Source organism: Maritimimonas sp. 2405UD52-3 (assembly GCF_056591715.1).
On sequence record NZ_JBWQOL010000001.1, the window covers coordinates 694,996 to 709,363 of the forward strand.

General features: G+C 34.3%; 14 protein-coding genes. 12 read left to right on the top strand and 2 right to left on the bottom strand.

Annotation, left to right across the window (positions count from 1 at the left end; translation table 11 throughout):
* Positions 1 to 167: 167 nt before the first annotated feature.
* The 7 genes from AC1EU5_RS03235 (at position 168) to AC1EU5_RS03265 (ending at position 8,230) form a co-directional block, all read left to right on the top strand.
* Positions 168 to 3,284, top strand: coding sequence for an efflux RND transporter permease subunit (locus tag AC1EU5_RS03235; RefSeq protein ID WP_480190912.1), 3,117 nt, complete (start codon positions 168 to 170; stop codon positions 3,282 to 3,284).
* A gap of 8 nt (positions 3,285 to 3,292) precedes the next feature.
* Positions 3,293 to 4,375, top strand: coding sequence for an adenylate/guanylate cyclase domain-containing protein (locus AC1EU5_RS03240; RefSeq protein WP_480190913.1), 1,083 nt, complete (start codon positions 3,293 to 3,295; stop codon positions 4,373 to 4,375).
* Positions 4,372 to 5,040 carry an ion channel gene (locus tag AC1EU5_RS03245; RefSeq protein ID WP_480190914.1) on the top strand — a complete coding sequence of 223 codons (669 nt, stop codon included), beginning with the start codon at positions 4,372 to 4,374 and terminating at the stop codon, positions 5,038 to 5,040. The genes AC1EU5_RS03240 and AC1EU5_RS03245 overlap by 4 nt, the downstream gene beginning before the upstream one ends.
* Entirely contained in the window at positions 5,037 to 5,507 is a 471-nt protein-coding gene (locus AC1EU5_RS03250) for a Crp/Fnr family transcriptional regulator (RefSeq protein WP_480190915.1), read from the top strand. The genes AC1EU5_RS03245 and AC1EU5_RS03250 overlap by 4 nt, the downstream gene beginning before the upstream one ends.
* 76 nt (positions 5,508 to 5,583) lie before the next feature.
* Positions 5,584 to 6,030, top strand: a complete 447-nt coding sequence (locus AC1EU5_RS03255) for a hypothetical protein (protein WP_480190916.1) — start codon at positions 5,584 to 5,586, stop codon at positions 6,028 to 6,030.
* Between the two features lie 83 nt (positions 6,031 to 6,113).
* Positions 6,114 to 7,364 (top strand): cation:proton antiporter, encoded by a 1,251-nt coding sequence (locus AC1EU5_RS03260; RefSeq protein ID WP_480190917.1) that lies wholly within the window; start codon positions 6,114 to 6,116, stop codon positions 7,362 to 7,364.
* The gene (locus tag AC1EU5_RS03265; protein WP_480190918.1) at positions 7,364 to 8,230 is read left to right on the top strand and encodes an acyl-CoA thioesterase; all 867 of its coding nucleotides are present in this window, start codon (positions 7,364 to 7,366) and stop codon (positions 8,228 to 8,230) included. The genes AC1EU5_RS03260 and AC1EU5_RS03265 overlap by 1 nt, the downstream gene beginning before the upstream one ends.
* Positions 8,231 to 8,462: 232 nt before the next feature.
* Here the strand turns inward: AC1EU5_RS03265 and AC1EU5_RS03270 are convergent, their stop codons facing one another.
* Entirely contained in the window at positions 8,463 to 9,320 is an 858-nt protein-coding gene (locus AC1EU5_RS03270) for a hypothetical protein (RefSeq protein WP_480190919.1), read from the bottom strand.
* 1 nt (position 9,321) lies between these two features.
* Positions 9,322 to 10,314, bottom strand: a complete 993-nt coding sequence (gene dusB, locus AC1EU5_RS03275; protein WP_480190920.1) for a tRNA dihydrouridine synthase DusB — start codon at positions 10,312 to 10,314, stop codon at positions 9,322 to 9,324.
* A 67-nt stretch (positions 10,315 to 10,381) separates the two neighbouring features.
* Between dusB and AC1EU5_RS03280 the strand changes: the two genes are divergently transcribed.
* The 5 genes from AC1EU5_RS03280 to AC1EU5_RS03300 all read left to right on the top strand — a co-directional run bounded on the left by AC1EU5_RS03280 (position 10,382) and on the right by AC1EU5_RS03300 (position 14,321).
* Complete coding sequence (locus AC1EU5_RS03280) at positions 10,382 to 11,302, top strand: cation diffusion facilitator family transporter (protein ID WP_480190921.1); 921 nt, start codon at positions 10,382 to 10,384, stop codon at positions 11,300 to 11,302.
* The gene (locus AC1EU5_RS03285) at positions 11,302 to 11,859 is read left to right on the top strand and encodes a Crp/Fnr family transcriptional regulator (protein ID WP_480190922.1); all 558 of its coding nucleotides are present in this window, start codon (positions 11,302 to 11,304) and stop codon (positions 11,857 to 11,859) included. The genes AC1EU5_RS03280 and AC1EU5_RS03285 overlap by 1 nt, the downstream gene beginning before the upstream one ends.
* 328 nt (positions 11,860 to 12,187) lie before the next feature.
* Positions 12,188 to 12,901 (top strand): VOC family protein, encoded by a 714-nt coding sequence (locus tag AC1EU5_RS03290; RefSeq protein WP_480190923.1) that lies wholly within the window; start codon positions 12,188 to 12,190, stop codon positions 12,899 to 12,901.
* Positions 12,902 to 12,905: 4 nt separating this feature from the next.
* Positions 12,906 to 13,442 (top strand): hypothetical protein, encoded by a 537-nt coding sequence (locus AC1EU5_RS03295; protein WP_480190924.1) that lies wholly within the window; start codon positions 12,906 to 12,908, stop codon positions 13,440 to 13,442.
* Positions 13,443 to 13,445: 3 nt separating this feature from the next.
* A complete protein-coding gene (locus AC1EU5_RS03300; protein WP_480190925.1) occupies positions 13,446 to 14,321 on the top strand; it encodes a sterol desaturase family protein in 876 nt (291 codons plus the stop codon).
* The last annotated feature ends 47 nt before the right edge of the window (positions 14,322 to 14,368 follow it).

Here is a 14,368-nt window from a genome sequence, read left to right on the forward strand (position 1 = left end):
GGAGGAGAGGTGACTTCAAGTCGAGAAATGACTTGAAGTTGGAGAGGTTCGATCATAAAATGTAGATAAGTATGAATTATAACCGCCTCGCTTTTCAACCTTATAAGATTGAAAAGTACTCCTCCTTTAAAAGGAAGAGAATTTTTAAAGATTAAAAAACTAACCAAATGAACCTAGCACAATTTTCTATAGACAAAAACCGTATCACCTTTATGGTGCTTATCACTATTATTTTAATGGGAGTGGTAATGTACTCAGGTTTATCACGCGATAGTATGCCACCTTATACCGTAAGAGTAGCTACTGTTGTTTCTCAATTTCCAGGTGCTAGCCCAGAAAGGGTAGAGCAATTGGTGACAGATAAAATTGAAAAGGTAGCACAAGAGTTACCGGAACTAAAAGAAGTTTCGAGTACTTCAAGAACTGGACTATCTGTAGTAAGTGTAACACTTAAAGATGAGGTAACTCCTGGAAAAATGCAATCAGTATGGGATAGGTTACGTAGAAAACTAAATGCATTACAAGGATTACCTGAAGGCGTACAGCCTTTTCTAAATGATGACGGTATTGGTGATGTGTATGGTATAGTTGTAGGCTTAACTTCCGATGGGTATTCATATGCTGAAATGAAAGAATATGTAGACGATATAAAGGATGCACTCATTAAGCTACCTGATGCCGCAAAAGTAGAAATTGGAGGTGAGCAAGAAGAAAGGGTCTTTGTAGAATTTGATAACACCCGCTTAAAAGAATATGGACTCTCAGCTTCCAAATTGCAACAAACCATAGCTTCAACCAACATTCTAAATTCTGGGGGACAAGTTAACTTGGGTGATGAACGTATTATTTTAGAGCCTACAGGAAATTTTAATTCAGTAGAAGATATCAGAGATATGCTCATTACTATGGGTAATAGTAATAGCTCACAATTGGTAAAATTAGGAGATATCACCACGGTTACCAAAGCCTATATAGATCCGCCAACTCAAAGAGTGCGTATCAATGGCAAGGATGCTATTTCTCTACACGTCAATTTAAAAAAGAATGCCAACGTTATTGCTTTAGGTGAAGAGGTCAATAAAGTTGTGAATGATTGGCAGCAACGATTACCCGTTGGCTTAGAATTAACTAGAGTATCATCATTAGATACTTATATAGATAACAAAGTAAGTGATTTCATTGTAAACTTAATGCAATCTATTGGTATCGTATTATTAGTGATGTTAGTTTTTCTAGGTATTAGAACAGGATTTGTGATTGCGAGTTTAATTCCTATTGTTACCATCATGACACTCATGATAATGGGGGTCATTGATATGGGCTTGAATCAAGTTACGCTGGCAGCATTGATTATGGCGCTTGGTATGTTGGTAGATAATGCCATTGTGGTGGCCGAAACAATTATGGTAAAAATGGAACAAGGTGTTGAACGAAAGCGTGCTGCTACCGAAGCGTTTTCGGAATTATGGATGCCTTTATTAATATCTACGCTAACTACATCTGCGGCATTCTTAGCTTTCTACCTGTCTCCAACTACAATGGGAGATATTGTAGGGCCTATTTTTGTAGTGATTACCATTGCTTTAATGTCATCATGGATTATTGCATTGACTGTAATAACCATGTTCTGTTATCTCTTTTTAAAGGTAGCACCTAAAGGAACAAAAAAACCAGGTTTTGTAGACAGAATCATTAATAATTTAAAAGTAAAATATAAAGATTTGATTCTGGTTGCACTTAGGCATAAATACAAAGTAATTATAGGAATTTTTATTGCATTTTTTGCCTCCTTATACGGCTTCGGATACATTCCTTTTATTTTCTTTCCAGATAGTGATCGTAACATGATTACGGTAGATATTAATCTCCCCGAAGGAAATAAAATTGAGCGTACCACTGAGGTTGTTAAACACATTGAGCAATATATGGCTGATTCTCTTCAGATGAATATCAACAGAACGACAGGTATATCAGATTGGTCCTCGTACATAGGGGAAGGGCCAGAGTCTTATGATTTAGGATACAGCCCAGATGAAGCGAATTCCAACTATGCGCATATCTTGGTCAATACATCATCATTTAATGAAAATAATAGCGTAATTGCCAAACTTGATAATTTTACATTCAATAATTTTCCGAATGCAGATATCAAAGTTGGAGCACTTGGCGCAGGTGGCGGGGGAACTCCTATAGAAATTAAAGTTTCAGGAAGTAATCCGGATGAATTATCTAGAATAGCCGAAGTTGTAAAATTAAAGCTTTCAACTTTGGCAGGCACAAAAAATGTGAAAGATGATTGGGGGCCAAAAAGCAAAAAGTTTTTAATTGAAGTTGATCAGAATAGAGCGCAATCTGCGGGCATTTCAAGTTCAGACATTGCTACTTCACTAAGAACAGTATTAGATGGATTTCAAACAGGTGAGTATCGCGAAGATGATAAATCTATCCCTATATTAATGCGAAGTGATGATAATCAGCAACAGTCTTTAGCTTCTTTAGAAACCTTAAATGTGTATTCACAAACCTCTGGGCGAAGTGTACCATTATTGCAAGTGGCCAGTATAGTTCCGCAATGGCAATATTCAAAGATCAGACGTTTTGACCTAAGAAGAACTATTAATGTTACCAGTGAATTGCGTGAAGGAGGAAATGCATCTGCCATAACTGCAGAAATTACCCCTTGGCTTGATGAGCAAAAACAAAATTGGCCTGCCGGTTATCGCTATGAGTTTGGCGGTGATGCCAAACAGACGGCAGAAAGTATGGGGTCTATCATAGGATTTTTACCCGTGTCAGCATTTATAATTGTTCTTTTGTTAATTATTCAATTCAACTCTTTTAGAAAAATGGGAATGGTGGTATTGACTATTCCATTAGGAATTATTGGGGTGGTTATTGGCTTATTGACTTTTCAGGAAGCTTTTGGATTTATGCCTTTCTTAGGTGTGATTTCTCTTGCGGGAATTGTCATTAATAATGCCATAGTGTTAATTGATAGAATGGAAGTAGAGCAAAAAGCAGGGCGTAATGATCAGGATGCGGTAATTGCAGCTTGTTTACAACGTTTCAGACCTATTTTATTGGCTACTTTTACAACGGTTTTAGGTTTAATTCCGCTTTATCTTTCAGGAGGCGAAATGTGGGAAGGAATGGCTGTAAGTATTATGATTGGGTTGTTATTTGGTACGGTGATTACCTTATTATTCATTCCATCTTTATATAGTGCGTTGTTTAAAGTGAGTTATAAAGATTATGAGTTTAATGATAAATTATTAGGGGATTAAGACTTACCATGCATAGAGATGCAACGAGTTTTTTAAAATTACTTTGGCAGTCTTTATTATTTTGGGGACTTGCATTAGGTTGTTATGCTGTATTTAGGTATTTTGGGATAGAAGGCGAACCTGGTATTGTGGTTCAGGAAGAGTTTTTAGGGCTTAGATCATTTATACGACCTTTCTCTGTATTGATTAGTCTTGGTGCTGTTTTAGGTATTTTATACGCTATAATTGATTTCTTTTTTGATAAGTTAATTTCAAAGCGTCTAAGTTTAGGGTTAAGTCTTATTTTAAAGACGGTTGTATATTTTGTCTGTACCATTGTAGTATTTACAATTACCTTAGAAATATCTTCAAAAATTTTTGAGATAGAATTCAATACTGAGTTAGGTTGGTGGCGTGAAGATCGCAGTGCCTGGGCATTGATTTTTTATATTGTAATTGCTTCTATAGTTTTTTCTTTTATAAGAATAGCCATGGAACGTTTTGGATCTGGTGTTTTTATAAAATTACTACTTGGGCGTTATAAAAAACCGCGTGAAGAAGAACGTATTTTTATGTTTCTTGACTTAAAAAGTTCTACTGAGATTGCAGAACAATTAGGGCATCATAAATATAGTCAGTTTATTCAAGATTGCTTTTATGATTTAAATGAAGTTGTTTTGGATTATAATGCCGAAATATATCAATATGTTGGCGATGAAGCGGTACTGTGTTGGCCCTACCAAAAAGGTTTGGTTAATAACAACTGTGTGGGTGTCTTTTTTGCATTTGAAGCACAACGCCAATCTAAAAAAGACTATTATATTGAAAAATATGGTGTCTTTCCTGAATTTAAAGCTGGTTTACATGGGGGGTCATTAATGGTGGCAGAAGTAGGTTTTGTAAAGAAAGAATTGGCTTACCATGGTGATGTAATTAATACTTCTGCAAGAATTCAGGCCGAATGTAACAAGCACAATGTTACCCTGTTACTTTCAGAAAAATTATTGAAAGATTTAAAAATTAATGTCCTGTTAAAAACAAAATCTTTGGGTAATGTTATCTTAAAAGGTAAACAAAAGGAAGTGAATATTCATACCATAACTGCTCTATGATAAAAACACTTTACAAAAATCGTTTCGAAATATTTTTGGTGACACAATTGGCCATCTTGTTTGGATCATTGTTTTTTCCACATGATTTTTTTGAGTACTCTTTACTGCCTTTGCTATATTTAATAAGTATTGCCGCCGGAATTTTAATGATTTCTAAAAAGAAAAAGTTAATGTGGTTTTCTATTGTTCTTTTTGCTGTTGCTGCATTTATTTTTGGATCAGACATGATTTCTAGAACAGAAAATACTGAGAGTATTTTAATTCGTTTATCTATCTATTTTGTGTTTCATATTCTGGTAACGTGGAATATCATTGGGCAGGTTTGGAAAGCAAAGCGAGTCACCAAAAATGTGATTATGGGTTTGATGAGTGGTTATATTTCATTAGGTTTTTTAGCATTCTTTCTATTTATGTCTATAGAGCTAACGAATCCTGGAGCTTTTGCTGGTATTTTAATGGAAAGTAGTGATATGGCAATACATTCAGATGGTATTTTGTATTATGCCTACATTACACTACTCACTATTGGTTATGGTGAAATAGTTCCTGTAATTCCCATAGCACAAAAGGCGGCTATATTAGTGGGTTTGGTAGGACAGTTTTATATGGTAATTATTACCGCAGTTGTGGTAGAAAAATATATCAAACATTCTTCTGAGCATTGAAAAAAATCAAAATCAAAAAAGGGCAAATTCTTCAGAGACAAGGTGAAGTGAATACTAAGGTGTTTGAAGTGCTATCAGGATTACTAAGAAGTTATTCTATTGATGAAAAAGGCAAAGAACATATTTTTCTTTTTGCATCTGAAGGTACAGTAATGACAGATCATTTACCACCTGAATTACCCGGCGATCTTTTTATTGATGCCATAGAAGATTCAGTGGTTATTATTAGAATAAAAGATTTTGAAATTGCAAAAAGAGATGTGCATAAAATAGTACAACGAATTGATGCATTGCAAAAACGAGTTATCATGCTGATGAGTTCTTCTATAATTGAACGCTATAAGCATTTTATAAAGACCTACCCACAAATTGTTGAGCGTGTACCGCAAAAAATGATCGCATCTTATTTAGGTGTTACGCCTGAAGCTTTAAGTAAAGCTAAAAGTCAATATCTTCAGACTAAATAGAACCATTTCTTAATCTCGATTAATGCAAATTAGATTTTATTAAATCATTTTTGTGAACTAATTCAAAATTGAAATAATGAAAAATCTAAAACCACTATTAAAAATTTCAGCAGTACTTTGGATCATTTGGGGACTGGTTCATATTCTAGCTGGTGTTCTAACTATGTCGAAAACAGTATCTGGCGATATAACAGGAGCTGTAGCTGGAATTGCTGATGCTATTGCCCCTGCAACCTTACAAGCTGATTATCCTAATGCGGCAGGAGCCGTTCTAGGGCAACATGGTTTTAACTTGTTTTGGATTGGTCTAGTAACGCTTATTTGCGCTTTTTATGTTTGGAAAGGTAACAAAAATGCGATTTTCTTAGCAGCTATTTGTGGCGGCCTAGCCGATTTAGGATACTTTATTTTTATGGATTTAGGAGGCTATGTAAACTTTATGCCAGGTACCTTAATGACCCTATTTTCTTCTGCCGCTATTATTTTAAGTTTTTATGCTCATTTTAAAGAAATTAACAGTTAGTTTATATAATTCACCTAAAAAAAATACTAAGATGGTTGCAATTATTTTATAAAGGGGCTACATTCATGCTTTAATTCTTAAGCATGGACTATTATCTGATTGCTGCCATATTAGTAACACTATCTGCCATTTTTGGCTATATCAATGTTCGTTTTTTAAAGCTGCCCAACACCATCGGTTTGATGCTCATTACCATCATCTATACCATGGCAGTTTTTGCATTAAGTTATTATGATGACACCTTATTGCAAGCAGAAGTTGAGCTCATAAGACAGATTGATTTTAAAGATTTGTTGATGGATCATATGCTGAGCTTTCTATTATTTGCAGGAGCGATGCATACCAACTTTCAGCAATTGAGAGTTCAACGTTGGCCCATTTTTTTGTTTGCTACATTAGGTGTTTTAACATCTACTTTTTTGGTAGGAGGAGCACTGTTTTTTTTGTTGCAACTATTAGACTTAGAAGTGGCTATCATTTATTGCCTTTTATTTGGCGCTTTGATTTCTCCTACGGACCCTATTGCTGTATTAGGGATTTTGAAAAAAGCTGGAGTTCCAAAAAAATTGGAAACCAAAATTGTTGGTGAATCACTTTTTAATGATGGTGTGGGTGTGGTCGTATTTTTAACCATATTTAATATTGCTTCTTCTAGTAATGGTGAAGTTAATGTTGGTGAAATTGCACTACTTTTTGTAGAAGAGGTGCTTGGTGGTGTTGGTTTTGGATTGCTGTTAGGATGGATAACTTACAGAATGATGAAGTCCATTGATGATTTTGATATAGAAGTAATCATCACTCTTGCTATGGTTATGATGGGAACTATTATTGCCCAAAAACTACATTTTTCCGCTCCTTTAGCAATGGTGACTGCCGGGTTGGTAGTAGGAAATGATACGATTCGAGATTCGGTGATGTCTGAAACTACAGAATTGTACGTTGATAAATTTTGGGAGCTTATAGACATATTACTTAATGCCATTTTATTTGTTTTAATTGGTATGGAAATGCTTGTTCTGGTATATGACGGTAATTATATAGTAGCTGGTTTATTAGCAATTCCTATTATTTTGTTATGTCGTTATGTTTCACTGCTTTTACCCGTCAATCTATTTAAAAAGAAACTTGATTTTGTTCCTAAAACTAATTTGATAATGACCTGGGGTGGTTTACGTGGCGGAATTTCTATAGCACTTGCTTTAGGGTTGTCACAAGAGATGCATCGTGATATGTTTTTAGTCATTACCTATATAGTGGTCGTGTTTTCTATTTTAGTACAGGGATTAACCATTGGGAAATTAGTAGAAAGACTGCGAAAAAAATATAACTTTTAATGAACTTAACACAAGATCTTATTGAGCACTTAGCTCTTAAACAATTAGAAGACTTTGTATTTGAAGGGGAGAATATTACAATTGGAAGCCCTAATGTCTTTGGAGGCCAGGTACTGGCCCAAGCTATCAATGCGGCCTACCGTACTATTCACAATAATAGGATTTTGAATTCTATGCATGGTTATTTTTTAGAGCCTGGTAATTTAGATTTACCTATACAGTATGAAGTGGGAATTATGCGTGATGGAGGGAGTTTTTCTACAAGAAGGGTAACTGCAAAACAAAAGGGCCTCACTATTTTTATTTTGGCTTGTTCTTTTCATCAAAAAGAAGACGGTCATGCACATCATTTTGAAATGAAAACCAATCTCAAAAAACCTGAAGAGTTGTTGAGTTGGTCAGAAATGTCACTGAAGTTTGGTGAAATGCTACCAAAAAGCCTAAAAGCTTTTTTGGATATCCCTAGACCCGTAGATTTTAAACCCGTTAAGAATTTAAACCCGGTGGGAGAGCAAAACCTACCACCATATACAGATGTTTGGTTTAAGTTGAAAGGCAATACTTCTGGACTTAGTTTAGCGGTAAAGCAACAAATACTAACTTATATTTCTGACTATAATATTTTATCGGTCATGTTTTTTCCACATGCAAGCGAGGCACATTGGGGCAATACCAGAACTGCGAGTTTAGATCATTCTATGTGGTACTTTAATGATTTTGACTTTGATGATTGGTTATTGTATTCCCTAGATTCGCCTAGCACCCATAATGCACGGGGGTTTTGCCGAGGAAATATCTTTACACGTGAAGGTAAATTAATTGCATCTGTTACGCAAGAAGGTTTGATGAGACCAATCAAGTTATGAGTTAAGAGTGTTGAGTTATGAGTATTCTGTCATATTGAACTTGTTTCGGAATTTTATCAACATTTAATACCACGCTGATCGAGTTAAGTATTTACTTGTCATTCCTGCGAACGCAGGAATCCAGGATAGTAATCTAACTTTTAAATGAAGATGAAAAGTCGTACAGAATTTAACAGATTCTCACACTTTTCTTTGAAAAGCTCAGGATGACACTAATTTTCAATTAGGTCTTTCATTTTTGCACTATAGAAAATTCATACAAATTTCCACCGGAACCATGTGCCAGTTCATCAGTAATATAAAGCGTACTGTCATTCTTAAAACAGATACCTTCTTTTTGAGAAAGATCTGCTTTAAAAGGTAGTTCGGTTGTTTTACCATTGAAGAAATCATGGCCTGTAAAATCGGTAAATAACCAAGCGGATTTATGATTAAGCAAAACTACTTTTTTACCATCATTAGAAATATCGGCTGAAGTAATCCAACATTCCATATTACTGCATGATTCAAATGAATTAATATAAGTAGCTATGTGATTGCCGCGTTTAGCAGGTATTTTATAGAGATTAGTTTTACCGAACTTATTTTTTACGCGGCTTTTTGTAAAAATGTATAAACTGTCCTTGTAAAAGAAAAAGGATTCACTATCAAAATGCCGTTGTTTCTTTTTGGGTGGAAATTTTTCCTGATTGGGGTACTTAAAATTTATACGTTCTATATCAATTTTTTCATTGCTTTTTAGATCAGAAACATTAACCTTTAGAATAACCAGATTCTTTCGTTTATTGGCATTATTTCCAAAATCTCCAATATATAAATTCCCTTTAGGGTCTGATGTCAAGTCTTCCCAGTCATGGTTTTTAGCATTGATTTTTAGTACTTTTTTTATCGTTCCTTTTTTATTCAAACCAAATAATTCTGGTTTATTACCACTGTCATTTAACATCCAGATCAAATCTGAGTTGGCGGTAATTTCAATTCCGGAAACTTCTTTTAGAGATGTAGGCAGATCAGCTAATACTTTTAATTGCCCAAAATTTGTGCAATTTAATAGTACAAAAAAGATAAAAAGAATAAAAAAATTGCGCATCCTAAACAAATTGATGGTCGGCAAATTTTTCAAGAACTTCATCAAAGACATTGTAAATATCTTGAGGATCATCTAAAGTCACCATCTTTAAACGGTATTCCTTAAAATGGGGTATCCCTTTAAAGTAATTAGTATAATGACGACGTGTTTCAACCACTCCTAAACGTTCACCTTTCCAATCGATTGACATTTCAAGGTGGCGTCGTGCCACTTTTACACGCTCTTCTAGTGTAGGTTTTGGTAGATTTTCTCCGGTTTTAAAATAGTGTTTTACTTCATTAAAAAACCATGGATAACCAATGGTAGCACGTCCAATCATGGCGCCATCTAATCCATAATCATCACGCATTTCTTTGGCGCGCTCTGGCGAAGAAATGTCACCATTACCAAATACAGGGATATGCATTCTTGGGTTATTTTTTACAGCTGCTATAGGTTTCCAATCGGCATTGCCTTTATACATTTGTGCTCGTGTGCGCCCATGAATGGCAATAGATTTGATCCCTACATCTTGCAAGCGTTCTGCAACTTCCACAATTTTAATAGAATCATGATCCCAACCCAAACGTGTTTTGACAGTAACTGGTAAATTAGTGCGCTTTACCATTTCTGCAGTGAGCTTTTCCATTAGGCAAATATCTTTTAGAATACCTGCTCCGGCACCTTTAGAAACCACCTTTTTAACCGGGCATCCAAAATTAATATCTATAATGTCTGGATTCGATTTCTCAACAATATCAATTGTTTGTAGCATAGAGTCTAGGTTTGCTCCAAAAATCTGAATACCTACCGGGCGCTCTTTCTCATAAATGTCGAGTTTCATGGTACTTTTTGCAGCATTTCTAATTAATCCTTCACTTGAAATAAATTCAGTATACACCACATCAGCACCTTGTTCCTTACATAAAGCGCGGAACGGTGGGTCAGAGACATCTTCCATAGGTGCTAGTAGTAGCGGGAAGTCTGGGAGTTCTATGTCACCAATTTTTACCATGGGACAAATTTACACAATCCTATAAAAGGAGAAATCTAATTATTATATTTACTTTTTAGTTAAGAAAATGGCAGAACATGATCATGAAGGGCATCATCACCATGGTCCCTCTGATTTATCTCAAATAAATAAGGCCTTTTATATAGGTATTTTGTTAAATGCTGCATTTACGCTCATTGAATTTGTTTATGGGTTTCTTCATAATTCTTTAGCTTTAATTGCTGATGCTACACATAATTTAAGTGATGTTGCGAGTCTAATTATTTCATTGGTTGGATTAAAACTTACACAGAAAGCTGCTACTAAATTATACACCTACGGTTATAAAAAAGCTTCTATTTTAGCTTCGTTAATCAATGCTATTTTATTGGTAGCGGTAGTCTTTAATATAGCAAAAGAGGCCATTGAACGTTTTGATGCACCACCAGAAGTTTCAGGTAGGGTTATCATCATTGTGGCGTTAATAGGAGTTGTTATAAATACTGTTTCGGCCTTTTTATTTTATAAGGGACAAAAAGATGACATTAACATCAAAGGTGCTTTTTTACATTTATTAGTAGACGCACTTGTATCTGTTGGAGTGGTGATATCAGGAGTTCTAATTCATTATACCGGTTGGAATGAAATAGATTTAATAGTTAGTGTTGTCATAGCCATTGTTATTTTAATTACCACTTGGGGTTTGCTGAAAGAAAGTATAAAGTTGACACTTGATGGTGTACCTAAGAACATTGACGTTGAGAAAGTTCAGGAAGTAATATTAGCTAAAGATTCCGTTCAAAAAGTACATCACACTCATATCTGGGCATTAAGTACCAATACAAATGCCATGACTACACATGTTATTTTAGATAAAGATTATACATTAGATGAAATTTCAAAGCTTAAAACAGAGCTAAAGCATGAGTTGCAACATGAAAATATTCAGCATATAACCTTAGAGTTTGAAACAAAAAACAATTTTTGTAAAGAAGAAAATTGCGATTAATGGAAGCATTCATTAACTTCATAGAGCAATACATTAATCTCTCCAAAGAGGCAGAGGACAAAATTAGTGCATTTGCTAAAGTCAAACAATTAGAAAAAGGAATACTGTTATCTGAAGAGGGAAAAACCTGTAAGTATTTGTACTTTCTATCTAAAGGAACAGTACGTACTTTTTTTTATCAAGATGGTAAGGATATCACGCACTGGATATATACTGAGAATAGTCTTGTGACATCTTGGTATAGTTACCTGTCTCAAACACCTTCAAAAGACTATTTGGAGACTACTGAAATATCTGAAGTAATCGGTTTGACCTATGAACAATGGCAAGACTTGTATGAAAGATTTCCTGAATTAGAACGTTTTGGTCGACTCATTATTGAAGAACAACTTGCGCTGATTGACGATTTTTATAAAGGATATTATTTTTTATCTGCTAGGGAGAAGTATACCTTATTAACTAAGGTATATCCTGACATTACGTTGCGTGCCAATCTTGGGCATATAGCTTCTATGTTAGGGATTAGCCAAGAAACGCTAAGCAGGATCAGAAAATAGGTACTGATAATTATTTGAGTATATGTTTAAATATTGGAAGACCATACTAGCACTTATCTTAATGGCTTTGGCTATTTATTTTAATTGGGGATGGTTCTGGGCTTTATTTATTTTTTTAGGTTTGATTAATATGATTAAAAGCAAAAAAATCCATTTTGTAGAAGAAGTTTCGTTAAAAGATTCTCCAAAGTTGTACTGGATAATGATAATCATCTGGACATTTTTAGCTCTTTATTCAATGTTAGCATATTTAAACATTTTGACATAGATCAAAAATCAAAAGAAAACCCCATGATATTTTTGTCTTATAATTTTTAAACAATTAATAATGATAGAAAATAATTTTATATGGGCAGATTTATCCAGTTACAACCCAATAAAAACTGAAGAGTTTTATAAAGCGGTTTTTAAATGGGATTATTATGGTGCTAAAGGATATTTAACGGCCTATAAAGGAGATAGGGAAGTGGTGGGTTTGTATGAAACTCCTGAAAAATTTCAAAGAATCAATATGCCATCGTTTTGGATGTCTTATATTCAAGTTGATAGCGTTTTAAAAACTGTAGAAAAGGCAAAATCATTGGGCGGTATTATTGAATTGGTAGATGCAAATAATGATATAGGTAGCATCGCTTTAATTCGTGATACGCTAGGGGCAGGCTTTACTGTTTATGAAGGAAATATATTGAATTCCAGAACCCACAATGAGCCAAATACTTTTGCTTTTAATGAGTTGCATGTTTCTGATGCTAGCAAAGCCATTGATTTTTATAAAAATTTATTTCAGTGGAACTTCAAAGAAGTTTATAAAAATTATTATGAAGTTTTTAATATTCAAGGTGAGCATATCGCTAATATTAATGAAGTAGACAATACCATTAAAGGAAAGTATGAGTATTGGGCGGTTATTTTTACAGTAGAAGATTTGAAGGACACATTGAGTAAAATACAAAGCAATGGTGGTAATTTGATTTTTGATGAGGGTGATCGTTTGTTATGTTCAGATGGTTCAGAAGCGTTTTTTTATATTCAACAAAATTAAAGCCATGAAAAATTCAACACTGTTATTTAGAAGTTTAGCAATCATAATTTTAATTACTGGTGGAGCGCATCTAGCAACGTATGCTTCGAAAAATATGGCTTCATCCGCAAGTTCAACGGAAGAAATTATAGACGGAAATAAAGGTCTTGAAAAGGAGTATCAATCTGAAGATTCTTTAGAGGTAGTGTCAAAGAAGTATGATGTAAATACCGATTACATTATCGGAGAATGGAAAGTAACTTACAATAATGAGAATTTTGAAGGTGCTGTAGTATATAATATCAAGAAAGAAGGAAAAACCTATAATGCCTACACTTATAGATATGAAGATAAGGATGGTAATTCTGAAAAGGCCGAAGGTTCAAAAACATTAGTTATTAAAAAATTTGATGGTTATAAAGGAAAAGGCATTTATAAAATTGAATATGAAGGGCAGCAATATGAAGTGAAATGTGCCATTGATATGGTAGATGAAAATACCTTTAAATTAAGTTATGACTATTATGGTTATGGTGATGTTGAAACCTGGAAAAGACAATAAGTTATGATAGAATTTCTTTCAAAAAAATTAGATTGGATCGACGTTGACTACTGGTTTTATGTGCTGAATGACTTGAGTCTATTATATATTATAGTCCCATTTTTTGTGCTAGAATTAATTCGCTATGCGTATTTAAAGCGCTTAAATAAGGATTTGATTTTCGATTCAATTGCAAACATTATCACTTTTGGAGGTTTCTTTTTAATTGAAATTATCCTAGGACTATTAGCTGTAACCAAAGTCTATTTTTGGATATACAACAACTTCAGTCTACCACATCTAGAGTTGAATTGGGCAACGATTATAGCTTGTGTATTAGTGGCAGACTTTGCTTATTACTGGGAACATAGGATGATGCACCGTATAGGTATTGGTTGGGCAACACATACGGTTCATCATAGTTCACCACATTTTAACATGTCAGTAGCGTATCGTTTTGGTCCTTTAGATGCTATTATGCCTATTGTATTTTCATTGCCAATAGTGATGTTAGGGTTTGATCCGATCTTAGTATTGTTGTCCGAAGTCTTTGTGCAGGTATTTCAAACCTTATTGCATACTGAGGTCATAGGAAAATTAATGAAACTAGTTGAATACATTTTCAATACTCCTTCGCATCATAGAGTGCATCACGGATCCAATCGTCAATATTGGGATAAAAACTATGCAGGAATATTAATTATATGGGACAGGATGCTGGGGACGTTTGAACCTGAAGTTGAAAAAGTTCGCTATGGTATTTCGCAACCGATAAATTCAACGAATCCCATTAAGGTCTTTTTTCATGGAATCAGTCGCTTGTTTAATAAAATGAACAGTATAGATGGTCTCAAAAATAAGCTTCTAGTTCTTGTAAAACCGCCTGACTGGATGCCTTAGAAAAAAAGCCCTAGATTAATGGTTTAGGGCTTTTTAACAGTAAGGTT

Bases quoted from the DNA above. Each gene is read 5' to 3' on its own strand.
- AC1EU5_RS03235 (WP_480190912.1), top strand. From the start codon at position 168: ATGAACCTAGCACAATTTTCTATAGACAAAAACCGTATCACCTTTATG.
- AC1EU5_RS03240 (WP_480190913.1), top strand. From the start codon at position 3,293: ATGCATAGAGATGCAACGAGTTTTTTAAAATTACTTTGGCAGTCTTTA.
- AC1EU5_RS03245 (WP_480190914.1), top strand. From the start codon at position 4,372: ATGATAAAAACACTTTACAAAAATCGTTTCGAAATATTTTTGGTGACA.
- AC1EU5_RS03255 (WP_480190916.1), top strand. From the start codon at position 5,584: ATGAAAAATCTAAAACCACTATTAAAAATTTCAGCAGTACTTTGGATC.
- AC1EU5_RS03260 (WP_480190917.1), top strand. From the start codon at position 6,114: ATGGACTATTATCTGATTGCTGCCATATTAGTAACACTATCTGCCATT.
- AC1EU5_RS03265 (WP_480190918.1), top strand. From the start codon at position 7,364: ATGAACTTAACACAAGATCTTATTGAGCACTTAGCTCTTAAACAATTA.
- AC1EU5_RS03270 (WP_480190919.1), bottom strand. From the start codon at position 9,320: ATGCGCAATTTTTTTATTCTTTTTATCTTTTTTGTACTATTAAATTGC.
- dusB (WP_480190920.1), bottom strand. From the start codon at position 10,314: ATGGTAAAAATTGGTGACATAGAACTCCCAGACTTCCCGCTACTACTA.
- AC1EU5_RS03280 (WP_480190921.1), top strand. From the start codon at position 10,382: ATGGCAGAACATGATCATGAAGGGCATCATCACCATGGTCCCTCTGAT.
- AC1EU5_RS03285 (WP_480190922.1), top strand. From the start codon at position 11,302: ATGGAAGCATTCATTAACTTCATAGAGCAATACATTAATCTCTCCAAA.
- AC1EU5_RS03290 (WP_480190923.1), top strand. From the start codon at position 12,188: ATGATAGAAAATAATTTTATATGGGCAGATTTATCCAGTTACAACCCA.
- AC1EU5_RS03295 (WP_480190924.1), top strand. From the start codon at position 12,906: ATGAAAAATTCAACACTGTTATTTAGAAGTTTAGCAATCATAATTTTA.
- AC1EU5_RS03300 (WP_480190925.1), top strand. From the start codon at position 13,446: ATGATAGAATTTCTTTCAAAAAAATTAGATTGGATCGACGTTGACTAC.